The organism is Modestobacter caceresii, from assembly GCF_000761485.1.
Lineage (GTDB): Bacteria > Actinomycetota > Actinomycetes > Mycobacteriales > Geodermatophilaceae > Modestobacter > Modestobacter caceresii.
In genome coordinates, this window is the sequence record NZ_JPMX01000118.1 from 186154 (window position 1) to 207788 (window position 21635).

22 protein-coding genes and 2 tRNA genes are annotated in these 21635 nt (G+C 74.7%); 9 read left to right on the forward strand and 15 right to left on the reverse strand.

Features of this window, described 5'->3' with window-relative positions:
- Both aroA and rsgA read left to right on the forward strand, forming a co-directional pair.
- Window positions 1–1262 (forward strand): 3-phosphoshikimate 1-carboxyvinyltransferase (aroA, locus tag IN07_RS21545; protein ID WP_197058592.1); only part of this gene is annotated, 1262 nt, incomplete at its 5' end.
- Complete coding sequence (gene rsgA, locus IN07_RS21550) at window positions 1259–2275, forward strand: ribosome small subunit-dependent GTPase A (protein WP_231558520.1); 1017 nt, start codon at window positions 1259–1261, stop codon at window positions 2273–2275. The genes aroA and rsgA, both read left to right, overlap by 4 nt.
- Window positions 2276–2381: 106 nt before the next feature.
- On the opposite strand, the gene IN07_RS21555 is transcribed toward rsgA, so the two are convergent.
- The gene (locus tag IN07_RS21555; RefSeq protein ID WP_036340585.1) at window positions 2382–3113 is read right to left on the reverse strand and encodes a Type 1 glutamine amidotransferase-like domain-containing protein; all 732 of its coding nucleotides are present in this window, start codon (window positions 3111–3113) and stop codon (window positions 2382–2384) included.
- A 2-nt stretch (window positions 3114–3115) separates the two neighbouring features.
- Entirely contained in the window at window positions 3116–3652 is a 537-nt protein-coding gene (locus tag IN07_RS21560) for a DUF2087 domain-containing protein (RefSeq protein WP_036340269.1), read from the reverse strand.
- A gap of 52 nt (window positions 3653–3704) precedes the next feature.
- Between IN07_RS21560 and IN07_RS21565 the strand changes: the two genes are divergently transcribed.
- Both IN07_RS21565 and hisN read left to right on the forward strand, forming a co-directional pair.
- Window positions 3705–3887 (forward strand): DUF2795 domain-containing protein, encoded by a 183-nt coding sequence (locus tag IN07_RS21565; protein WP_036340272.1) that lies wholly within the window; start codon window positions 3705–3707, stop codon window positions 3885–3887.
- A gap of 213 nt (window positions 3888–4100) precedes the next feature.
- Complete coding sequence (gene hisN, locus IN07_RS21570; RefSeq protein WP_036340275.1) at window positions 4101–4904, forward strand: histidinol-phosphatase; 804 nt, start codon at window positions 4101–4103, stop codon at window positions 4902–4904.
- Between the two features lie 25 nt (window positions 4905–4929).
- On the opposite strand, the gene IN07_RS21575 is transcribed toward hisN, so the two are convergent.
- The 3 genes from IN07_RS21575 to IN07_RS21585 all read right to left on the reverse strand — a co-directional run bounded on the left by IN07_RS21575 (window position 4930) and on the right by IN07_RS21585 (window position 7491).
- The gene (locus IN07_RS21575; protein ID WP_036340278.1) at window positions 4930–5220 is read right to left on the reverse strand and encodes a hypothetical protein; all 291 of its coding nucleotides are present in this window, start codon (window positions 5218–5220) and stop codon (window positions 4930–4932) included.
- 99 nt (window positions 5221–5319) lie between these two features.
- Window positions 5320–6708: an FGGY family carbohydrate kinase gene (locus tag IN07_RS21580; RefSeq protein ID WP_036340281.1), complete on the reverse strand. Its 1389-nt coding sequence runs from the start codon at window positions 6706–6708 to the stop codon at window positions 5320–5322.
- Window positions 6709–6789: 81 nt separating this feature from the next.
- Entirely contained in the window at window positions 6790–7491 is a 702-nt protein-coding gene (locus tag IN07_RS21585; protein WP_036340283.1) for a GAF and ANTAR domain-containing protein, read from the reverse strand.
- Window positions 7492–7677: 186 nt separating this feature from the next.
- Between IN07_RS21585 and IN07_RS21590 the strand changes: the two genes are divergently transcribed.
- From IN07_RS21590 to IN07_RS21600, 3 genes are all read left to right on the forward strand, one after another.
- Window positions 7678–8901, forward strand: coding sequence for a GNAT family N-acetyltransferase (locus tag IN07_RS21590; protein WP_052091605.1), 1224 nt, complete (start codon window positions 7678–7680; stop codon window positions 8899–8901).
- 85 nt (window positions 8902–8986) lie between these two features.
- Complete coding sequence (locus IN07_RS21595) at window positions 8987–10384, forward strand: cystathionine beta-synthase (protein ID WP_036340287.1); 1398 nt, start codon at window positions 8987–8989, stop codon at window positions 10382–10384.
- A complete protein-coding gene (locus IN07_RS21600) occupies window positions 10381–11520 on the forward strand; it encodes a cystathionine gamma-synthase (RefSeq protein ID WP_036340289.1) in 1140 nt (379 codons plus the stop codon). Before IN07_RS21595 ends, IN07_RS21600 begins: the two co-directional genes overlap by 4 nt.
- 64 nt (window positions 11521–11584) lie before the next feature.
- Here IN07_RS21600 and map read toward each other — a convergent pair whose 3' ends face one another.
- Window positions 11585–12355: a type I methionyl aminopeptidase gene (gene map / locus IN07_RS21605; protein WP_036340292.1), complete on the reverse strand. Its 771-nt coding sequence runs from the start codon at window positions 12353–12355 to the stop codon at window positions 11585–11587.
- A 45-nt stretch (window positions 12356–12400) separates the two neighbouring features.
- Here map and IN07_RS21610 point away from each other — a divergent pair, with 45 nt between their 5' ends.
- Together IN07_RS21610 and IN07_RS21615 are read left to right on the forward strand one after the other, a co-directional pair.
- Complete coding sequence (locus tag IN07_RS21610; protein WP_036340296.1) at window positions 12401–12670, forward strand: helix-turn-helix domain-containing protein; 270 nt, start codon at window positions 12401–12403, stop codon at window positions 12668–12670.
- A gap of 80 nt (window positions 12671–12750) precedes the next feature.
- Window positions 12751–13623 (forward strand): glycosyltransferase family 2 protein, encoded by an 873-nt coding sequence (locus IN07_RS21615; protein WP_036340299.1) that lies wholly within the window; start codon window positions 12751–12753, stop codon window positions 13621–13623.
- A 4-nt stretch (window positions 13624–13627) separates the two neighbouring features.
- On the opposite strand, the gene IN07_RS21620 is transcribed toward IN07_RS21615, so the two are convergent.
- The 9 genes from IN07_RS21620 to IN07_RS21660 form a co-directional block, all read right to left on the reverse strand.
- A complete protein-coding gene (locus IN07_RS21620; protein WP_036340302.1) occupies window positions 13628–13816 on the reverse strand; it encodes a ferredoxin in 189 nt (62 codons plus the stop codon).
- Window positions 13813–15087, reverse strand: coding sequence for a cytochrome P450 (locus IN07_RS21625; RefSeq protein WP_036340305.1), 1275 nt, complete (start codon window positions 15085–15087; stop codon window positions 13813–13815). Before IN07_RS21625 ends, IN07_RS21620 begins: the two co-directional genes overlap by 4 nt.
- A gap of 77 nt (window positions 15088–15164) precedes the next feature.
- A complete protein-coding gene (locus tag IN07_RS21630) occupies window positions 15165–16037 on the reverse strand; it encodes a polysaccharide pyruvyl transferase family protein (protein ID WP_036340308.1) in 873 nt (290 codons plus the stop codon).
- Window positions 16038–16103: 66 nt separating this feature from the next.
- Window positions 16104–16391: a GNAT family N-acetyltransferase gene (locus IN07_RS21635; RefSeq protein ID WP_036340310.1), complete on the reverse strand. Its 288-nt coding sequence runs from the start codon at window positions 16389–16391 to the stop codon at window positions 16104–16106.
- Between the two features lie 48 nt (window positions 16392–16439).
- Window positions 16440–17603 carry a galactokinase gene (gene galK / locus IN07_RS21640; RefSeq protein WP_052091606.1) on the reverse strand — a complete coding sequence of 388 codons (1164 nt, stop codon included), beginning with the start codon at window positions 17601–17603 and terminating at the stop codon, window positions 16440–16442.
- Window positions 17600–18745, reverse strand: a complete 1146-nt coding sequence (gene galT, locus IN07_RS21645; RefSeq protein WP_052091607.1) for a galactose-1-phosphate uridylyltransferase — start codon at window positions 18743–18745, stop codon at window positions 17600–17602. Before galT ends, galK begins: the two co-directional genes overlap by 4 nt.
- A gap of 123 nt (window positions 18746–18868) precedes the next feature.
- Window positions 18869–18945: transfer RNA gene (locus IN07_RS21650), tRNA-Met, on the reverse strand.
- A gap of 48 nt (window positions 18946–18993) precedes the next feature.
- On the reverse strand, window positions 18994–21159 hold the full coding sequence (locus IN07_RS21655) for a DEAD/DEAH box helicase (protein ID WP_036340313.1): 2166 nt from the start codon (window positions 21157–21159) through the stop codon (window positions 18994–18996).
- Between the two features lie 384 nt (window positions 21160–21543).
- Window positions 21544–21620, reverse strand: a tRNA-Met gene (locus IN07_RS21660).
- Window positions 21621–21635 lie beyond the last annotated feature (15 nt).

The following is a 21635-nucleotide window of genomic DNA, read 5'->3' on the forward strand; positions in this document are numbered from 1 at the left end:
CGCCCGCCCGCCACACCCCGGTGGACGCCGTGGTGACCCTTCCCGGGTCCAAGTCGATCACCGCCCGCGCCCTCGTGCTGGCCGCGATCGCCGACGGGCCCAGCCGGCTCGTGCGCCCGCTCCGCGCCCGGGACACCGACCTGATGGCCGCCGGGCTGCGGGCGCTCGGGGTCGGCATCGCCTCCGACGGCGCGGACTGGCTGGTCACCCCGCGCTCGCTGCACGGGCCGGCCGAGGTGGACGCCGGGCTGGCCGGCACGGTGCTCCGGTTCCTGCCGCCGGTGGCCGCGCTGGCCACCGGGCCGGTGCGGCTCGACGGCGACGCACGGCTGCGGGACCGGCCCAACGCCGGGTTGATCGCCGGGCTGCGCGACCTCGGCGTCCGGGTCGACGACGACGGCCGCGGCCGGGCCCCTTTCACCGTGCACGGCACCGGCGCGGTGCGCGGTGGTGCGGTCACCGTCGACGCCAGTGAGTCCAGCCAGGTGGTGTCCGGTCTGCTGCTGGCGGCGGCCCGGTTCGACACCGGCATCGAGCTGACCCTCGCCGGGAGCCTTCCCTCCCTGCCGCACGTGGAGATGACCGTGCGGACGCTCGCCGAGCACGGGGTGCAGGTGCGCCGGACCGACGGTGGGTGGCACGTCGCCCCGGGCCCGATCGCCGCCCTCGACCGCGTCGTCGAGCCCGACCTGTCCAACGCCGCGCCGTTCTTGGCCGCGGCCCTGGTCACCGGCGGCCGGGTGACCGTGCGCGACTGGCCGACCGACACCACCCAGCCCGGCGCGCAGCTCGACCGGCTGCTCACCGCGATGGGCGCCGCTGTGGCCCGCACGCCCGAGGGGCTGCAGGTGACCGGGGGCGCCCGGATCGCCCCCCTCGAGGCCGACCTGGGCGAGGTCGGTGAGCTGACCCCGGTGCTCGCCGCGCTGTGCGCCCTGGCCGACGGGCCCTCCCGGCTCACCGGGATCGCCCACCTGCGTGGCCACGAGACCGACCGGCTGCAGGCGCTGGACGAGGTGCTCAGCGCCGTCGGCGCCCGGGTCGAGCAGCTGCCCGACGGGCTGGTCATCACCCCGGGGCCGCGCCGGGCGGCGCGGCTGGACTCCTACGCCGACCACCGGATGGTGCACGCGGCGGCCGTGCTGGGCCTGGCGGTCGACGGCATCGAGGTCACCGACCCGGCCGCGGTGACCAAGACGCTGCCGGACTACCGGGAACGCTGGGCCGGCCTGCTCGGCGAGGGTGCCGGGGTGCCCGCGTGAGCCGGAGGATGGACAGCCGGTCCGACGAGGACGACGTCCGCGTCCGGGCCTCGCGGCACGGCTCCCGTCCCCGCACCCGCACCCGCCCCACGCACGAGGAGGCCGTGCCCGGGCTGGTCATCGCGGTGGACCGCGGCCGGATGACGGTGCGGGTCGAGGGTCCTGGGGGCTCCCCGGTCGACGTGACCGCGATGCGCGCCCGCGAGCTGGGCAAGCACGGCGTCGTCGTCGGTGACCGGGTGCGCCTGGTGGGCGACACGACGGGGCGCACCGACAGCCTGGCCAGGATCGTGACCATCGCCGACCGGGTCACCTCGCTGCGCCGCACCGCCGACGACACCGACCCCACCGAGCGGATCGTGGTGGCCAACGCCGACCAGCTCGTCGTCGTCACCTCGATCGCCGACCCCGAGCCGGCGCTCGGCTTCCTGGACCGCTGCCTGGTCGCCGCCTACGCCGGAGGGCTGTCGCCACTGCTGGTGCTGACCAAGTCCGACCTGGCCAGCCCGCAGCCACTGCTGGACCGGTACGCCGGACTGGAGGTCGACGCGGTCCCGATGTCCCGCGAGGCGCCGCTCGATGAGCTGGTGACCCGGCTGCGGGACCAGATGAGCGTGCTGGTCGGCCAGTCCGGGGTCGGCAAGTCGACGCTGTTCAACCGGCTGATCCCGGGCGCCTTCCGGGCCATCGGCGACGTGAGCAAGATCGGCAAGGGCAGGCACACGTCCTCATCGGCGGTGCTGCTGGACCTGCCCGGGGGCGGCACCCTGATCGACACCCCGGGCATCCGCTCCTTCGGGCTGGCGCACGTCACCCCGCAGGACGTGCTCGCCGCCTTCGACGACCTCGCCGAGGCCGCGGTCGACTGTCCGCCCGCCTGCGGGCACACCGCCGCGGACCCGGAGTGCGCCCTGGACGCCTGGGCCGCCCAGGGCCCACCGGCCGCCCGGGAGCGGCTGGGCAGCTTCCGCCGGCTGATCACCGCCGTCGGCCAGCTCACCCCCGGCCACTGAGGAAGGACCCCGTCCTCCTCGGGACGGGGCCACTCCCCATCCCTCGCGAGCTCGGGGCGGGCCCCTGAGAGGGGGCCGCGCTCGCGGCGGGGCCGTGCGGGTCCGCTCAGATCGCGCGGGGGGTGATCGCGCGCTCGGTCCAGCCGCCGTGGTCGTCGGGGTCGACGCGGTACGCGCGGGCGCCGGGCCGCACCGCGACCGCCTCCGCCAGCTCGGTGCCCCGGTAGTGCAGGCCCACGCCGTCCTCGGTCGCGTAGCCGGCGGGGAGGGCCCCGGCGGCCACCAGCCGGCGGTAGGTGTCCCGGCGCGGCTGGGCGGTCAGGTCGTCGTGCACACCGTTGCTGAACGGCAACAGGGCCAGGCCCTCGGTGAACGGGTCGAGCCGGTCGGACCACGAGTCGGTGGGCCCGCCCACGTGCCAGCACAGGCTGCCCGCGCTGGGGCCGGCGAGCACCACCCCGGCCTCCCAGCACTCGCGCAGCACCGTCGGCAGGCCGTGCGCCCGCCAGACGGCGATCAGGTTCACCACGCTGCCGCCCTCGACCAGCACGACGTCCTGGGTGAGCAGGTGGCCGCGCACGTCGGGGACGCTCGGCTGCGGGAACAACCGCAGCACGCTCAGGACGACGTCGTCCCGGCCACCGAACACCCGCTGGTACGCCGAGACCGCCGCCGGGTCGTCGCCCACCGCCGTCGGGACGTAGCACAGCCGCACCGGCCCACCGCTCGTCCGGCGGGCAGCGCCCAGGGCCAGCACGTGCTCCAGGAGCGGGCGGTTGCCCCGCTCCCCCGGCTGCGGCTCGATGACACCCGAGAACGCGAACACCTGCCGTTGCACCGTCACACCTCCACGTAACCGCCGCTGCGCCAGTAGACGCCCGACTCCCGGGTCAACAGCGCCTCGTCCACCAGGTATCGGCGGAGCGCGGCCACATCCGGGTGCCAGGCGGCCAGCAGTGCGTTGACCTCCCGCTCCGGGTAGCGGACGCCCGGCTCGAACACGTGCACGAGGTGCTCGAGCACGACCCGGCGCTTGCTGTGCTGCGCGGGGACGGAGACCAGCCTGCCGTCCCGGACGAACGCGCGCAGCACGGCGTCGGCACCCGGGTCGTCGGACAGTCGCGGCACGGGCGGGGCGGTGGCGGCCGCTGCCCGGGCCGCCTCCCCGAACCGCTCGGCGTGCAGCGCGAGCAGGTGACCGTCGCGGTGCACCAGGCCGGCCCGGGACAGCCGCCGTGCGGCCAGCGCGACGTCCTTCAGGGGCAGCCCCGACGCCTCGGCGACCTCGGTGAGGGTGCCCGCGCCGAGCGCGAGCGCGGCCACGACCTTCAGCCGCGCCGGATCGGCCAACAACCCGACGATGGTCCCGGCCTCCACTCCCCGACGGTATCCGTGCATCGCCGGCGCGGCTGCGGGTACCCGGAGGCCCATGGTGAGCCCGATCGACATCCAGAAGGCCCTGTCCGGCATCGACTACCCGGCCAAGAAGGACGACGTGGTCAAGCACGCGGAGTCCCAGGGGGGCAGCGCGGAGGTCATCGACGCCCTCAAGGGGATCGACGACCAGGAGTACGACACCCCGGCGGCGGTCAGCAAGGCCGTCTTCGACTGAGGAAGGACCCCCTCTCCCCCCACGCCTCGCAGGCTCGGCGCGGGCCCCTGAGAGGGGGCCGCTCCAGCACGTCACCACGCTCGCGGCGGGCCCCTGAGAAGGGGCCGCTCCAGCACGTCACCACGCTCGCGGCGGGCCCCTGAGAGGGGGCCGCGCCAGCACGTCACCACGCTGCGGGCGGGCCCCGACGGGCCCGCCCGCTAGGTTCGGGCCATGACGGCTGGTCAGCGGGGATACAACGAGGACATGCGCCTGGCGCACGTACTGGCCGATCAGGCGGACGCGATCAGCCTGGACCGGTTCCGGGCGCAGGACCTGCGGGTGGACACCAAGCCCGACCTCACCCCGGTCACCGACGCCGACCGCGCGGTCGAGGAGCAGCTGCGCAGCACGCTGGCCCGTGCGCGCACCCGGGACGCCGTGCTCGGCGAGGAGTTCGGCAGCACCGGCCGCGGCGACCGGCGCTGGGTCATCGACCCGATCGACGGCACCAAGAACTTCGTCCGCGGCGTCCCGGTGTGGGCGACCCTCGTCGCCCTGCTCGACGGCGACCTCCCGGTGGTCGGCCTCGTCTCGGCACCCGCGCTCAACCGCCGCTGGTGGGCGGCGGCGGGCACCGGCGCCTGGACCGGACGCCGACTGGAGAACGCCACGCGCTGCACGGTCTCCCAGGTGGGCGCGCTCGCCGACGCGAGCCTGTCCTACTCCAGCCTCTCCGGCTGGGAGGAGCAGGACCGGCTGGAGCCCTTCCTGGACCTGACCCGCTCGGTCTGGCGCACCCGGGCCTACGGCGACTTCTGGAGCTACATGATGGTCGCCGAGGGCGCCGTCGACGTCGCCTGCGAACCGGAGGTCTCGCTGTGGGACCTGGCCGCCCTCGACGTGATCGTGCGCGAGGCCGGCGGCGCGTTCAGCGACCTGGCCGGCAACGCCGGGCCGGCCGGGGGGAGCGCCGTGGCCAGCAACGGCGTCCTGCACCCCGACGTGCTGACGGCGCTCGCCCCCCGAGGGGAGTGAGCGCCGCCGGCATGGGTCGAACCGGTCAGGCCGAGGTGCCGGACCCCGTGCCGGAGCCGCCGCGGCCACCCTGCACCCGGCGCCGGACGTCCTGGATCTTCGCCAGGGTCTTCGGGTCGCTGGCCAGCTGCTGGGCCTTGTCCGTCGCCTGACGGATCACCTGCCTGCCCTTCGGGCTGTTCGCGACCTTGTCGAACTTCGCCCGGGTCTTCGGGTCCTTGGCCAGCTGCTGGGCCTTGTCCGTCGCCTGCCGGATGACCTGCTTGCCCTTCGGGCTGTTCGCGAACTGCATGACCTTGTTCATCAGCGACGCCATGGTGCGCCCACCCCCTTGCTCTCCTGCGGTTCCCGGTCGGGCCGCTCGTCGGCGTCAACGGTGCCAGCAGCGCCGACGTTCCGCGCGACGGGCCGGACATCAGCCCCGGGCAGCTGCCCAGCGTGCGCGGACGGCGCCGGACTCCGCCGCCCGCCCCGGCTCGACGACCGGCCCGGCCGCCCGCACGGGTACCAGGTCCAGGCCCACCCCGCGGGCGGCCAGCACCGCGGCGCCGGCCGCCGATGCGCTCCGGACCTGCACGTGCTGGACCGGTCGGGCGAGCACGTCGGCGAGCAGCTGCTGCACCCCGGCGTCCCGCGCTCCCCCACCGGTGAGCACGACCGTCCCGTCGGCGTCCGGCCCGAGCAGGTCCAGCGCCGCCGCCACGGCGCACGCCACGCCCTCCAGGGCCGCGCGGGCGAGGTCCGCCCGGGTGGTGTCGGCCGACAGCCCGGTCCAGCCACCACGGTCGGTCGGCCCGGCCACCCCGCCCCGCTCCCCCGCGAGGAACGGGGAGAAGACCACGCCCCCGGCCCCCGGCCGGGTGGTGGCGAGGGTCGCGGCGAAGGTCGGCCAGTCCAGGCCCAGCACCTCGCGGACCCAGGCCCAGGCCGTGCCGGCGTTCTGCAGCGCGGCCATGGCGTACCAGCCGTCCCCGGCGTCGGCGTAGCAGTGAACGGCGGGCTCCGCGCCCGGCCGGGGCGCCACACCCGGCCGGATCACCTGGGCCCCGGACCCGAGGTTGACCTGGACGCCGGTGCGCGTGCCGGCGGCCAGCAGGGCGAGCGGCGTGTCGGCGCCGCCGACCACCACCGGAACGCCCCGGCCGAGCACCCGCGCCGTACCGACGACGGTCGATCCCGGCAGGACGGCGGGGAGCAGGGCCCGGTCGACGCCGGCGGCGGCGGTGGCCGCGGTCGACCAGCGGTCACCGGGCACGTCCCACAGCAGGGTCGCCGACGCGTCGCTGCGATCGGTGACGGCGGGGTCGGCGTCGGGCACGAGGGCGGCTCGGACGGCGTCCTTGGGCATCAGCACCGTCGCCGCCCGGGCCACCAGCTCCGGGTGGTGCACGCCGAGCCAGGCCAGCAGCGGCCCGGTCATCCCGGCGGCCAGCGGGTTGGCCAGCGCGGCGCGGTCTGGCTCGGGGAGCTCCCGCCAGCGGCACAGCTCCGCGGTCGCCCGCTGGTCGGGCCAGAGCAGCGCCGGGGCGAGCGCGGCGCCGGACCGGTCCACGAGCACGGCCCCGTGCATCTGGCCGGAGAACCCGAGGGCCGCGACCGGCCGGTCGCCCAGCGTCGCGGCCACCGCGGTGAGGGCGTCGTCCAGCGCGCGCTGCCAGACGGCGACCTCCGTCTGCGCCCAGCCCGGCCGCGGACGCTCGACCGGGTAGCCGACCTCGCTCTCCGCGACCACCACCCCGTCGAGGTCCAGCGCGGCGAGCTTGAGCCCGCTCGTGCCCAGGTCCGCGCCGAGCACGACGGTCATCGGGTGCTCCGCCCCGCTGCAGGTCTGCGCTGGGTCACGCCCTGAATCTGACCTCGTCCGCGCGCGTGCCGCCAGCCGCCGTCAGCTGCCGCGCAGCAGCCCGGTGGCGGTGAGCTCCTCGGCGATGTCGCGCAGCTTGACGTTGGTGCGCTGCGAGGCGTGCGTGAGCAGCGTGAACGCCTGCTCGGAGGTGACCTTGTAGCGCTCCATCAAGATGCCCTTGGCCTGCTCGATGACCGCGCGGGAGGCCATCGCCTGGCGCATGTTGGCCACGTCGTCGGTTGCGCGGGCAGCCGCCTCCGCGTTGCCGACGGCGATCGCGACGAAGGCCGCCACCTCCTCCCCGGCGGCGACGTCGGCGTCGCCGAAGGCAGCGGGGTGTCGGGCGTAGTTGTTCAGCGCGCCGATGTTCGCGCCCTGGAAGGGCAGCGGGATCGACAGCGAGCTGCGCACCCCCAGCTCCGCGACCTGCCGCGCGTAGTCGGGCCAGCGGTCCTCGCGCAGCATGTCCTCGATGATGAAGACCTCCCCGGACCGCCCTGCGTCGAGGCACGGGCCGTACCCGCGCTCGTACTGCAGTTCGTCGGCGTCCATCGCGATCTGCCCGTCGAAGGCAGCGGTGAAGGCGCGGTCGTCACGGATCAGCGTGATCGAGGTGGCCTCGGCACCAGGGATCGCACGGTGAGAGATCTGGACGATCTCGGTCAGCACCTCGGGCAGCTCCCGGCCCGCGAGCACGACTCCGGCCAGCTCCTGGTGCAGCGCGCCAAGGCTCTCGGTCATCGTCTCGGGGGTTCCCTCTCCAGTCCGGCGGGTGGGCCGTTGGTTCGACGTCCGCCTCCGGCGGGTGGCATGCCCGACCGGCCGACCGAGCGTATACGCCGTAAACGGGTCGGTCGCACAGCCGGGCGCCGAGTCCGGCCCCGGAACTCGGTTGTCCCGCCCCGACCTCCGCGCCAGGGTCCGGACATGACCACGACGGCAGCAGTGGAGCAGCTCCTCCCCGGCGGCCTCCGCCTGCGGAGCTGCCGCCCCGGCGACCTGGAGCAGGTGGGCGCACTGCTGGCCGACCGTGGCGAGCCGGCCGACGCACTGGACCAGCGGCTGGTCGTGGAGGACCCGGACACCGGCTGGGACGCCACCGCGGTGGTGGTGGACGGCGACCGGGTGGTCTCCACCGCGACCCTGCTGGCCGACTCCGTGCGGCTGGAGGACGTCGTCCTGCCCGCCGGTCAGGTCGAGCTGGTGGCCACCGCCCCCGCCTACGAGGGCCGGGGCCTGGTGCGGGCGCTGATGGCCTGGGCGCACGACCGCTCCGCCGCCCGGGGCGACCTGCTGCAGGTGATGATCGGGATCCCGTACTCCTACCGGCTGTTCGGCTACGAGTACGCGATCGACGTCCCCCCGGCCCGGCCGGTGCGCTCGCCCCCCGCCCCGGCCCCCGGGCTGCGGCCCGCCACCGCGGCGGACCTGCCGACGCTGGCCCGGCTGCAGGACGCCGCCCAGGCCGGCGCGGACGTCGCGATGCCGCACCCGGCTGCCCGGCTGCGCTGGCTGGTGGCGCACGAGGCGAGCACCACCTGGGTGCTGGAGCGGGACGGCACGGTCGTCGCCTCCGCTCGGGTCCCCGAGCCCGACGACGACGTCCTGGTCGCCGAGCCGACCGCGGTGGACGACGCGGCGGCCACCGGGTTGCTGGCCGGCGTCGCGGCCCTCGCCGCCGGCCGGCCGGTCCGGGTCACCGACCGCCCGGGCACCCTCCCCGGCCGCGCGTGGGCCGACCGGCTGGGCGACGGGAGCGACCTGGCCGAGCAGTACTACGTGCGGGTGCCCGAGCCGGGTGCGCTGCTGGAGGCGCTGCGGCCGGTGCTCACCCGCCGGTTCGCCGACGTCGGAGCCGAGCGCGGTGGACACGACGTCGTGGTCTCCACCTACCGGGCCAGCTGGCGGCTGCCGGTCACCGACGACGGGCTGGGTCCGGTGGTCCCCGGCGGGCGGCTGCAGGCCCCCGGCACGGTCCGCGGCGCGGGCGTCGCCCCGGACCAGCTGGGCGCCCTGCTCCTCGGGCCGCACGGCATGCACGGGCTCTCCCGTCGCCGACCGGACGTGTACCCGGGCCGGGACGCCGACTCCTACGCGGCGCTCTTCCCGCCGCTGCGTGCGGACCTGCTCACCTACTACCTGCCGTACTGACGCACACCCGCGGCGTCTGGTGGGATGGTCGGGTACGCCGGTGCGCGCGATCCACCGCCGGCCCACCCGCAGAGCAGGAGCCCCCGTGCAGTACGCCGAGTCCGTCGTCGAGCTCATCGGCAACACCCCGCTGGTCCGGCTGAACGCCGTGACCGCCCACCTCGGCCCGGACGCACCGCTGGTGCTGGCCAAGGTCGAGTACGTCAACCCGGGCGGCTCGGTGAAGGACCGGATCGCGCTGCGGATGGTCGAGGCCGCCGAGGCGTCCGGCGCCCTGCAGCCGGGCGGCACGATCATCGAGCCGACCAGCGGCAACACCGGCATCGGCCTCGCCATCGTCGCCCAGACGCGCGGCTACAAGTGCATCTTCGTGTGCCCGGACAAGGTGGGCCACGAGAAGATCAACGTGCTCAAGGCCTACGGCGCCGAGGTGCACGTCTGCCCCACCGCCGTCGACCCGGCCGACCCGCGCTCCTACTACTCGGTCTCCGACCGACTGGCCCGGGAGACCCCCGGCGGCTGGAAGGCCGACCAGTACGCCAACCCGAACAACCCGCGCTCGCACTACGAGACCACCGGGCCGGAGATCTGGACGCAGACCGACGGGAAGATCACCCACTTCGTCACCGGCGCGGGCACCGGCGGCACCATCTCCGGCGTCGGCCGCTACCTCAAGGAGGCGAGCGAGGGCCGGGTGCAGGTGATCGGCGCCGACCCGGAGGGCTCGGTCTACTCCGGCGGCACCGGCCGGCCGTACCTGGTGGAAGGCGTCGGCGAGGACTTCTGGCCCGAGGCCTACGACAAGTCGATCGCCGACGAGATCGTCGCGGTGTCCGACGGCGACTCCTTCGCGATGACCCGCCGGCTGGCCCGCGAGGAGGGCCTGCTGGTCGGCGGCTCCTGCGGGATGGCCGTCGTGGCGGCCCTCCGCGTGGCCGAGCGGCTGACGAAGGACGACGTCCTGGTCGTGCTGCTGCCCGACGGTGGCCGCGGCTACCTGAACAAGATCTTCAACGACGAGTGGATGGCCGACTACGGGTTCCTGGACGCCGGCGGTGGCGAGACCGTGGGCGAACTGCTGGACGCGAAGTCCGGCAGCACCCCGACGCTGGTGCACACGCACCCGAACGAGACGGTGCGCGACGCGATCGACATCCTCCGCGAGTACGGGGTGAGCCAGCTGCCGGTCGTGAAGGCCGAGCCGCCGGTGACCGCCGGTGAGGTGGTCGGCTCGGTCGCGGAGAAGGCACTGCTGGACGCGCTGTTCACCGGCCGGGCCTCGCTGGCCGACCCGGTGGAGCGGCACATGTCCGCCCCGCTGCCGATCATCGGCTCCGGCGAGCCGGTCTCGGCCGCGGTCGGGGCGCTCGGCGACGCCGATGCCCTGCTCGTGCACGTCGACGGCAAGCCCGCCGGCGTCGTCACCCGGCAGGACGTGCTGGGCCACCTCGTCGGCATCCCGGCGCCTACGGTGCAGTCGTGACCGGTTTCAACACACTCGCCATCCACGCCGGGCAGGAGCCAGACCCCGCCACCGGCGCGGTCATCCCGCCGCTGCACCTGACGACCACCTACAAGCAGGACGGCGTCGGCGGACTGCGCGGCGGCTACGAGTACAGCCGCAGCGCCAACCCCACCCGGGACACCCTGCAGACGGCGCTGGCCGCGCTGGAGCAGGGCACCCGCGGGCTGGCCTTCGCCTCCGGGCTCGCCGCGGAGGACACCCTGCTGCGCACCGTGTGCCGGCCCGGTGACCGGATCGTGCTGGGCGGCGACGCCTACGGCGGCACGTACCGGCTGATCTCCCGGGTGCTCGAGCCGTGGGGCGTCACCCACTCCCCGGTCGACCTCAACGACCTGGACGCGGTCCGCGCCGCGGTCGCGCCGGAGACGACCCGGGTGATCTGGTGCGAGACGCCGAGCAACCCGCTGCTCAACGTCTCCGACATCGCCGCGCTGGCCGAGATCGCGCACGCCTCGGGCACGCTGCTGGTCGTCGACAACACCTTCGCCAGCCCCTACCTGCAGCAGCCGCTGACCCTGGGCGCCGACGTCGTCGTGCACTCCACGACCAAGTACCTGGGCGGGCACTCCGACGTCGTCGGGGGCGCACTCGTGGTCGCCGACACCGAGCTGGGTGAGCGGCTGGCCTACCACCAGAACGCGATGGGTGCGGTCGGCGGCCCGTTCGACTCGTGGCTGGTGCTGCGCAGCCTGAAGACGCTCGGGGTCCGGATGGACCGGCACAGTGCGAACGCCGGCCGGGTCGCCGAGTGGCTGCTGGAGCACCCGGGAGTCGGCGACGTGCTGTACCCGGGGCTGCCGCAGCACCGCAACCACGAGATCGCGGCCAAGCAGATGTCCGGCTTCGGCGGGATGGTCTCGTTCCGGCTGAAGGCGGGCGAGGAGGCAGCACTGCGGGTCTGCGAGCGCGCGCAGCTGTTCACCCTGGCCGAGTCGCTCGGTGGCGTGGAGTCGCTGATCGAGCACCCGCACCGGATGACCCACGCCAGCGCCGCCGGCTCGCCCCTGGAGGTCCCCGCCGACCTGGTCCGCCTGTCCGTCGGCATCGAGGACGTCGACGACCTGCTCGCCGACCTGGACCAGGCCCTCGCTTGATCGCCGTTGTGCGCTCACTGTCGGTTCCTCGGCTGAGAGGCGACGGTGAGCGCACAACGGCGGCTCAGCGCGGGGCGGTCAGGATGCGGGGGCCGTCGGCGGTGACGGCGACCGTGTGCTCGACGTGGGCGGCGCGGCTGCCGTCGGCACTGCGCAGCGTCCAGCCGTCGGCGTCGACCCGGTAGTCGTCGCTGCCCCCTGCCAGGAACCACGGCTCGATGGCGATGACCAGGCCGGCGCGCAGCGGCAGCCCACGGCCGGCCCGGCCCTCGTTGGGCACGCTGGGTGCCTCGTGCATCGACCGGCCGACGCCGTGGCCGCCCTGGTCGGTGTTGATCCCGCAGCCGCCGGCCCGACCGACCGCACCGATGGCGGCGGAGATGTCGCCGATCTTGTTGCCGACGACCGCCGCGGCGATCCCGGCGGCCAGCGCCCGCTCGGTGGTCTCCACCAGCTGGACGTCCTCCGGCCGGGGAGTGCCGATCGGGTAGGTGCGGGCCGCGTCGCCCACCCAGCCGTCGAGGGTGGCCCCCGCGTCGACGCTGAGCAGGTCGCCGTCCTCGAGCTCCTGGGCGGTGGGGATGCCGTGCAGGGCCACGTCGTTGACCGACAGGCAGAGCACGCCGGGGAACGGCGGCGTGCTCTGCAGTGGCGCGTAGCCGAGGAACGGCGAGGTGGCGCCGGCATCGGCCAGGACCTGGCGGGCGACGGCGTCCAGCTCGCTCAGCCGTACCCCTGGCGCGGCCAGCGCGTGCACCGCGGCGTGCATGTCGGCGACCACCGCCCCGGCGGCGCGCATGGCGTCGATCTCCCCGGGTGTGCGCAGCTCGATCATCTGGAGTCCTTCCGGTATTGGTATCCCGGTATTACTATCACGCCCATGGTCCGACCGCCGCTGACCCCCGAGGAGCACGAGCGCGGCCGCCGGCTGGGTGGCCTGCTCCGCGCGGCGCGCGGCGACCGCTCCCCCGCCGAGGTCGCCGCCGCCTCCGGGGTGAGCCTCGAGGCGCTCCGGAAGATCGAGTCCGGCCGGGTCCCGACACCGGCCTTCTTCACCGTGGCCGCACTGGCCGGCGCCCTGGACCTGCCACTGGACTCCCTGGTCACCGCGTTGCACTCCCCGACCGAGGGCACCGCCCTCACCGCCTGATCACCCACGGGGCAGGTCCGGTGGCCGGTCCCACACCGCGGCCACCCGTGCAGGGGCCGGCAGCCGGGTAGGGGGTCGTCGTGAGCGAGCCCCGGGTCAGCGTCGTCATCGCCACCATGGACCGACGCGAGTCGCTGCTGCGGTCGCTCGACCGGCTGGACTCCCCCGGCGGGCCACCGGTGATCGTGGTGGACAACGGCTCCACCGACGGCACTGCCGACGCCGTCCGGGCCGGCCACCCCCGGGTGGAGGTGGTCGAGCTGCCGGCCAATGCCGGCGCGGTGGGGCGCGACCACGGCGTCCAGCGGGCCGGCACCCGGTACGTCGCCTTCGCCGACGACGACTCGTGGTGGGAGCCGGGTGCGCTGGAGGCCGCGGCCGACCTGCTGGACACCCACCCGAGGGTGGCGGTGGTGGTCGGTCGGGTGCGAATGGCCGGGGACGGCAGCGAGGACGCCGTGACCCGCAAGCACCGCGCCGAGGTGCTCGGCCGTTCCGCCGCCGGGCCCGACGTCCTGAGCTTCCCGGCGTTCGCCGGCGTCGTGCGCCGCGACGCCCACCTGGCCGTCGGCGGCTTCTCCCCGCTGCTGTTCTTCGGCGGCGAGGAGCACCTGCTGGCCCTCGACCTCGCCGCTGCGGGCTGGCAGCTGGTGTTCGCCGAGGACGTCGTCGCCTGGCACGACCCCGCCGGACGCGACCGGCCGAGCCCGGCCCGCTGGGCGCTGCAGACCCGCAACGACGTGCTCGTCGACTGGCTGCGCCGCCCGCTCCCGGTGGCGCTCGCCGCGACCGGGAGGTTGGCGCGCCGCGCCGCCGGGGACGCCGCCGCCCGCCGGGCGCTGGCCGGGGTGCTGCGCCGACTGCCTGCCGCACTGGACCGGCGCCGGCCCGTGCCGGCCGAGCTGGAACGACGGTTCGCCACCGCCCTGCGCCCGCTGGACCAGGCGGGCTGAGCGGTCAGTCCTCGTCGACCAGGGTGAGCGCACCGGTGGGGCAGGCGCGCACCGCGGTCTCCACCGCCGTGAGGTCGGTCGGCTCACCCACCTGGAGCACGCCGTCGTCGTCGAGCTGGAACACCTCCGGCGCCTCCATCTCGCACACCCCCGCACTCATGCAGACCTCCCGGTCGACCACCACGCGGGTCATCGGGCGCCGGTCAGCCGCGCCGGCAGCCGCTTGAGGCCGTTGACGAACGAGGACTCCAGCCGGGCCGGCGGCCCGACCACCTCGAGGTCGGGCAACTGGTCGGCGAAGGCCCGGAAGGCCACGCCGATCTCCCGCCGGGCCAGGTGCGCGCCCAGGCAGAAGTGCGGACCGCGGGAGCCGAACCCGACGTGCGGGTTGGGATCGCGGGACAGGTCGAACCGGTGCGGGTCGGGGAAGACGGCGGGATCACGGTTGGCCGCGCCGTAGAACAGCAGGAACTTCGACCCGGCCGGGAACGACTGCCCGGACAGCTCGACGTCCTGGGCGGCCGTCCGCCGCATCCAGGTGATCGGGCTGGTCCAGCGCACGACCTCCTCCACCGCGGTGCGGGTGAGGCCCGGGTCGGCGGCCCACCGGTCGCGCTCGGCCGGGTGCTCGGACAGCGCGAGCACGCCCTGGGAGATCGCATTGCGGGTCGTCTCGTTGCCGGCGACCAGCAGCAGGATGAAGAACGAGGCGATCTCCTGCCGGGTGAGCCGCTCGCCGTCGACCTCGGTGCTGACCAGCGCGGTGGTCAGGTCGTCGGCCGGGTGGGCGTGCCGTTCTGCGGCCAGCCGGGCCATCAGTCCGGCGAGCTCCTCCCCGGCCTCCAGGAAGGCGGTGACCATCTGCTCCTCGTCCTGGACGAGTTCGGGGTCACCGCCGGAGAGGATGACGTTCGACTGCTGCAGCACCATCGCCCGGTCGTCGTCCGGGATGCCCATCATGTCGCAGATGACCCGCAGCGGGATCGGTGCGGCGAGGTCGGCGACCACGTCGATGGTGCCGTCGCCGTCCTCGGCGGTCCGCCGGGCGCGGGCGACCACGTCGTCGGCCACCGCCTGCACGTTGCCCACGAGCTTCTCCAGCACCCGGGGCGTGAACGCCTTGGCGACGATGCGCCGGATCTTGCCGTGCCGGGGGTCGTCCATGCTGATCAGCGAGCCGTAGAACTCGTTGAGGTCCGGCGGCATGTCGGCGATGGACACCGCGCCGGACCCGGAGGAGAACAACGCCGGCTGGCAGCTGATCGCCTCGACGTCGGCGTACCTGGTCACCGCGTGGTAGCCGGGGCCGGGCTCGATGTAGGGGATCACCGGCTCGGCGAAGAAGGCGAACGGGCGCTCGCGGCGCAGCTGGTCGTACACCGCGTGCCGCTGCTCCGGCGGCGCGCCCCAGAACGTCCGGTCGGACAGGTCGACGGTGTCCAGGTCCAGCGTCGGTGAGCTCACGGTCGGCCTCCAAGGCGGACGACGGGACGCAGCACCCCGACGCTAGTCCAGCCGTGACCGGCGTCACAGACCCCGGCTCACCCGCCCGCGAGCTCCCGGACGAACCACTCGTGCGCCGCCGCGTTGCCGGCCGCCCCGCGGCGGCGGGCCTCGGCCAGCTCCTGGGTCAGCGTGCCCGACAGCGCGTGCTCCAGCGCCGCGTCGAGTGCGTTGGCGTCGACCTGCTCCGCCGGCAGCACGACCGGCCAGCCGAGCGCCGCGGCCTGGGCGCTCACCTTGGCCCCGCCGACGATGGCGTCGCACGCGATGACCGGGACGCCGTGCGCCAGCCCGAGGACCAGCGCGTGCAGCCGCATGCTGACCACGACGTCCGCCCGGCGGACCAGCGCCTCGACCTGCGACGGGAACCGCTCGTGCGGCTTCTCGTACAGGTCCATGGTGAGCTCGAACCACGGGACGGCCCGGGCACCCAGCCAGCTCTCGATCGCGGCCCGCACCTGGGCGGCCCGGCTGCGGTCGCCGTACTCCTCCTGCGGCGGGGCGAAGGCCACCGCGACCACCGGGACGTCCGGGGTGGTTGTGCCGATCGCCAGGTCCGGCCGGGCGATGCCCGGGGCGTCCCGCTCCCAGACCCGGTGGAACAGGGCGCGCCCGGCGTCGGAGACCACCGAGACGTTCACCGCCCACCGCTGGGCGTCGGCGAAGGCCGCGGTCAGCTCCCGCAGCAACGGGGTGTCCGACAGCGGGCCGCTGACGAAGACCAGGTGGGTGTAGTCGGCCGGGTCGAGATCGCGCCAGTTCGCGCCCCGCTGGAGGTAGGGCGCCCAGGCGACGTCGTGGCCGATGCCGGCCTCGGTGAGCCAGCCGACCACCGCATCGGCACCCAGTTCGTCGCCGATGGTGGCGATCACCTCGTCGAAGCTGAACCAACCGGTGACCAGGACGCGCATGCCCCAAGCCTCTCAGGCGCGCACCGCCCGCCCGCAGCGGCCTCAGGCCCCAGCGACCGTGTCGGCTCAGGCCTCGGCAGCGACCAGGTCGCGGTACTCGGGGTGCCGCTCGATCCAGCCGCGCACGAACGAGCACATCGGGACGACGGTGCCGCCCTTGCTCCGGACGTCGTCCAGGGCGGCGCGCACCAGCGTGCTGCCCAGCCCGGAGTGCTCGGCGTCGCTGTCGACCTCGGTGTGGGTGAACACCACCTGGTCACCGCGGCGCTGGTAGACGGCCTGGCCGAGCAGCTGCTCGCCGTCCCGGATCTCGTAGCGGCTGTCCTCGGGGGCGTCTCTGACGGTCGGCTCCATGCTCTCCCGAACCGGCGTCGCAGCCGGGGTGTTCCCCGGGAGGCTCCCTCAGGACAGCCGGCGGGCCGCCGGACCGGAGGTGACGGTGAGGACGCCGGGGGTGGTCAGGTCCTGCTCACGGCAGGCGGCCACGACCGCCTCCTCGACCGCCGAGGCGTCGGCGGAACGGATCAGCGCGATCGCCGACCCCCCGAAGCCGCCGCCGACCATCCGGGCGCCGAGCGCACCCGCTGCCCGGGCCGCCGCCACGACGACGTCGAGCTCCACGGCCGACACCTCGTAGTCGTCGCGCAGCGAGGTGTGCGAACCGTCGAGCAGCGGCCCGATCTCAGCCACCCGCCCGGCCCGGACGAGCTCGACGACCGCGTCGACCCGCTGGTTCTCGGTGACCACGTGCCGGGTGCGCGCCTTCAGTCGCGGGTCACTGAGCCGCTCCACGTCGGCCGGCGTGGCGTCGCTGAGCCACTCCAGACCGAGCAGCCGGGCTGCCTCGTCGCAGTCGGCGCGCCGCTGGGCGTACTGGCCGTCGGCCAGCGTGTGCTTGACCCGGGTGTCGATGACCATCAGCTCCAGGCCGGCCTCGGCCAGCCCCAGTTGCACCGGCTCGGTGCGGGAGTCCCGGGTGTGGATGAGCAGGACCGAGCCCTCCTCGGCCAGCAGGGCGACGGTCTGGTCCATCCCGCCGGTGCCGGCGCCGACGACCTCGTTCTCCGCCCGGATCGCGGCCTGGATCAGCAGGTGCCGCAGCTGCTCGTCGTCGGTCCGGCCGGCCAGCTCGGCCGCCGACAGCGCCACCGCCGCCTCCAACGAGGCCGAGCTGGACAGGCCGGCGCCCAGCGGGACGTCGCTGCTGACCGCCAGGTCCAGCCCGGGCACCTCGACCCCGGCCTGCTGCAGCGACCAGAGCGTCCCGGCGGCGTAGGCGGCCCAGCCGGAGACCGCGCCGGGGCCCAGGTCGGCCAGCGTCCCCTCGAACGGCGCGGCGTCCGGGTCGGTGCTGCTGATCCGCACCCGGTCGTCGTCCCGGCGGCGCACGGCCGCGGCCGTTCCCCGGGTCAGCGCGAAGGGCAGGCAGCGGCCGCCGGTGTAGTCGACGTGCTCGCCGATCAGGTTGACCCGGCCGGGCGCGGTCCAGACGCCGTCCGGCCCGCTCCCCCAGGTCTCGCGCAGTTCCGCCACCGCGAGGTCGGCCTGCGACCGCCCGCCGCTCACGACGCCACCTCACGCAGCCGCTCGGCGATCCGCTCCGGCGTGGTGTCGTTGATCCAGGCGCCCATGCCGGACTCCGAGCCGGCCAGGTACTTCAGCTTCCCGGGCGCCCGCAGCAGCGAGAACAGCTGCAGGTGCAACCGGCCCAGCTCGCGGTCTTCACCGGTCGGCGCCTGGTGCCAGCCGGAGATGTAGGGCACCCGCTCGACGCCGGGGTGGAAGCGGTTCACCCGGCGCAACAGCTCCTGATAGACCACCGCCAGCTCGGCGCGCTCGGCGTCGTCCAGCGCGGCCAGGTCGGGCACGTCGCGGCGCGGCGCGAGGTGCACCTCCACCGGCCAGCGGGCGGCCCGTGGCACGTAGGCGGTGAAGTGCTCACCGGCCAGCACCACCCGGGTGCCCTCGGCCTGCTCGGCGGCGAGCACGTCCGCCAGCAGGCTGCCGCCGGTCGCCTGCCGGTGCCGGCGGGCCTGCTCCAGCAGCTGGCCGGTGCGCGGCGTGACGACGGGGTAGGCGTAGACCTGCCCGTGCGGATGGGTCAGCGTCACCCCGATCTCCTGGCCGCTGTTCTCGAACACGAAGACCTCGGCGACCCCGGGATCGGCCGAGTGCGCCGCCGTCCGCTGCGCCCAGGCCTCCACGATCGTGCGCATCCGGGCCGCCGGCAGGTCGACGACGGCGGCGTCGTGGTCGCTGGAGAACACCACGACGTCGCAGTGGCCGTACGCCGGGGCGTCCGGCGGGCCGAACGGGACGGCGGGCGCCCCCTCGACCGGGCCGGCGGTCAGCGGCGCGAAGCTCGGGAACCGGTTGGCGAAGACGGCGACGTCGTACTCGCTGTCGGGCACCTCGGTCGGGCGGGCCGGGTCGCGGGTCGGGTCGAGCGGGCAGTCGGCCGCGCTGGGCAGGAACGTGCGGTTCATCCGGTGCCCGGCGATCGTCACCCACTCACCGGTGAGGACGTCGTAGCGGACCTCCCCGGCGCGCGGCGCCTCGCGCAGCGGACGGTCGTCGGCCGTCTCGTGCACCGGACCGGCGGTCGCCTCGTCGTCGAAGTAGAGGATCGGCCGCCCGTCGGCCAGCGTGCGCTCGGTGACCTGCCCCGGCCATCGCTGTGCCCGGTCGGAGATCGGTCCCGCGTCCATCTGGAGGTCCTCCTGTCGCACGGCGCTGCCGTGTACGTCCGTGACGGTGCAGAGTCTGCCCAACCGGCTGGGCGCACACAGACGGAGGGCCCGGTCACCGTGACGGTGACCGGGCCCTCCGAGTGGTAGCGGGGACAGGATTTGAACCTGTGACCTCTGGGTTATGAGCCCAGCGAGCTACCGAGCTGCTCCACCCCGCGTCGCAGGGAGAACACTACCGCACCCCTCAGACCACCTGCACCGGGGGGTCAGAGGGCGAGCTCGGCGGCGGGCACCGGCCCGGCTGCCGCCTGCAACGCGTCGGTCAGCAGGGCGACGAGCGCCTCGAGCTGGACGTCGGTCGACGACCCGACCTCCTCGTCGGACCCGTCCAGCGCGCGGGCGGCGAGACCGGCCTTGCTGTCGATCAGCTCGGCGATCCGGGCGTCGATCGTCTGGGCGGCGATGATCCGCCAGGCGGTGACCGGCTCGGTCTGGCCGATCCGGTGGGCGCGGTCGATGGCCTGGGTCTGCTCGGCGTCGGTCCAGGAGAGCTCGGCGAGCACCAGGTTGGAGGCGACCTGCAGGTTGAGCCCGACGCCGGCCGAGGTCAGCGAGCAGACCGCGACGGCGACGTCCGGGTCGTTGACGAACGCGTCGATGTTCCGCTGCCGCGCCCCCGGCGTCTGGTCGCCGCGGATCGAGGAGAAGCGCACACCCTGCTTGGCGAAGACCTCCTCGGCGGTGTCCATGACGTCGATGTGCTTGGCGAAGAAGACGACCTTGCCGGCGCTGCGGGCGAGCTGGGCCGCGTAGTCGGCCGCGAGGCCCGCCTTCGCCTCACCGATCCGCCGCATCATGCTGAAGACGTTCTCCCCGGCCTTGGCCGTGGTGGCGTCCTTCAGCTCCCAGCGGGCCACCTGACGCACCAGGCCCGCGTCGATGCCCTCGACGACGGTCGCGGACTCCCGCGCCGCGATCGCCGACTCGTACCGCTTCACCAGCCGACGGGAGAGGTCACGCTCGGCGGCGCGGATCGACCGCCCGGCCGGCCCGTCCAGCTCGATCGGCAGGTCGGCGACCCGGCGCGCGGGGATGTCGGCAGCGACGTCGACCTTGCGGCGCCGGACGATGCCCATGTCGATGACGCAGCTACGGGCGGAACTGTAGAACCCGGCGTCGGCGGGCGTCAGCCCGGTCTCCTCCAGCGCGTCCATCAGCTCGGCGAGCGGCTTGGCGTCGTCGATCCAGCCGAGGAACTGCCAGATGGCCCGGAAGTCCTCGATGTCGTTGATCAGCGGCGTGCCGGTGAGGGCCATCAGCAGCGGCCGGGGGTTGCGGGTCCGGATCCGCTCGGAGAGCTCCAGCACGTGCTGGGAGCGCTGGGAGGTCTTGTTCTTGATGAAGTGCGCCTCGTCGACGACCATGCCGCCGAAGCCGAAGTCGCCGAGCCAGCCCACGTGGCGGTCCAGGACCTCGTAGTTGACGACGACGATGTCGGCGAAGCCGTCGATCGTGTCCCCGTTCCCGTGGATCACGGTGGCCGAGCGGTGCGGCACCCAGAGCCCGGCCTCCCGCGCCCAGTTGGTCTTCACCACGTTCGGGACGACGACGAGCAGCGGGTAGGCGTCCGCCGCCTCAGCGGCGAGCAGCGCCTGCGCCGTCTTGCCCAGGCCGGGTTCGTCGGCGAGCAGGAACGTCCGGTGACCGGCGGCGGCCGCGGCGACCAGCTGGCCCTGGTGCGGCATCAGGTCCAGGCCGGCCGGGGTGAACCGGCTGGTCGGGAAGGGCAGGTCCAGGCACGCGGGGGCTCCCCCGGAGGCGCGCTCGAACGAGTTCAGCAACGGGCCGAGCAGCTCCCACCCGGCCAGGCGGCGCGGACGGGGGGCGGCCGGCCGGACGGCCGAGAAGTCCGGAGCCAGGAACGGGTTGGCCATCTGCCGCGAGACGACCGACTGGGGCACCACCTGACGTTCGGGGGCGACGGGGGCGGCAGCGGGCTCCGGCGTCGGCGCCTCGTCGGGGGTCGGCTCGACCCCGACGGACTCCAGCACCTGCCGCTTGAGCGACCTGGCCGCTTCCGACACGACGGCGTCCTCGGCGAGGAGCGCGAGCAGGCCGGAGTCCCGCACAGCGGTCTTCGCCAGGATCGTCCCGATCCCGTCCAGCCGCTTCAGCTGCTCGGCCCGGCGGCTGTCGTTGCCGGCCCCCTCCGCGCGGACCCGGGCGTGCTCCTCGCGGACCAGCAGCGCCACGACCTGGAACTTCGCGCGCACGGCCGGGGTCACCCGGCCGCGCTGGGCGGCCGCCTCGACCTCCCGGACGGTGCGGGCGAGCACCGCGATGAGGTCGCCCTCGTCACGGTCCCGAGCACGTCGCTGGGTGCGCGGGGCGCCACGGCGGGTGCCCGCCTGGGCCTGGCCTCGTCGAGCCAAGAATCCTCCTCTGGAACGCCCGGCCCGGTGGCCGCGGCGGGTGCCGCACACAGGCCCGCGATCGGGGTGACGGCTGTCGCGAGGAGACGACCAGGACGGTCGCTCCGATCCACGACCCGGCCCCACGGATCTGCAGCAGATCGACGCGATCGGGGCCGGACAGCCCACCCACGGTGGGGACCTGCAGCCACCACTCGATGGCCAGGGCACCCACCGCACAGGAGAAGTCGTCGCCGGACGAGCGACAGGTCCCTGAAGCAGGTGCTGTCCCCATGCTAACGGCCGTCCCCCCGGCCATCTTCCCGGCCAGGGACACCGGCACGGAAGGACGACCCGGCACGAACGAGAACGGCCCCCACAGTGACTGTGGGGGCCGTTCTGTCGTGGTAGCGGGGGCAGGATTTGAACCTGCGACCTCTGGGTTATGAGCCCAGCGAGCTACCGAGCTGCTCCACCCCGCGTCGGTAAACAGGACA

What these genes read in the sequence shown, in the direction of transcription:
- IN07_RS21565 (WP_036340272.1), top strand. Translation starts at nt 3,705, where the DNA reads ATGGTGAGCCCGATCGACATCCAGAAGGCCCTGTCCGGCATCGACTAC.
- hisN (WP_036340275.1), top strand. Translation starts at nt 4,101, where the DNA reads ATGACGGCTGGTCAGCGGGGATACAACGAGGACATGCGCCTGGCGCAC.
- IN07_RS21575 (WP_036340278.1), bottom strand. Translation starts at nt 5,220, where the DNA reads ATGGCGTCGCTGATGAACAAGGTCATGCAGTTCGCGAACAGCCCGAAG.
- IN07_RS21580 (WP_036340281.1), bottom strand. Translation starts at nt 6,708, where the DNA reads ATGACCGTCGTGCTCGGCGCGGACCTGGGCACGAGCGGGCTCAAGCTC.
- IN07_RS21585 (WP_036340283.1), bottom strand. Translation starts at nt 7,491, where the DNA reads ATGACCGAGAGCCTTGGCGCGCTGCACCAGGAGCTGGCCGGAGTCGTG.
- IN07_RS21590 (WP_052091605.1), top strand. Translation starts at nt 7,678, where the DNA reads ATGACCACGACGGCAGCAGTGGAGCAGCTCCTCCCCGGCGGCCTCCGC.
- map (WP_036340292.1), bottom strand. Translation starts at nt 12,355, where the DNA reads ATGATCGAGCTGCGCACACCCGGGGAGATCGACGCCATGCGCGCCGCC.
- IN07_RS21610 (WP_036340296.1), top strand. Translation starts at nt 12,401, where the DNA reads ATGGTCCGACCGCCGCTGACCCCCGAGGAGCACGAGCGCGGCCGCCGG.
- IN07_RS21620 (WP_036340302.1), bottom strand. Translation starts at nt 13,816, where the DNA reads ATGACCCGCGTGGTGGTCGACCGGGAGGTCTGCATGAGTGCGGGGGTG.
- IN07_RS21630 (WP_036340308.1), bottom strand. Translation starts at nt 16,037, where the DNA reads ATGCGCGTCCTGGTCACCGGTTGGTTCAGCTTCGACGAGGTGATCGCC.
- IN07_RS21635 (WP_036340310.1), bottom strand. Translation starts at nt 16,391, where the DNA reads ATGGAGCCGACCGTCAGAGACGCCCCCGAGGACAGCCGCTACGAGATC.
- galT (WP_052091607.1), bottom strand. Translation starts at nt 18,745, where the DNA reads ATGGACGCGGGACCGATCTCCGACCGGGCACAGCGATGGCCGGGGCAG.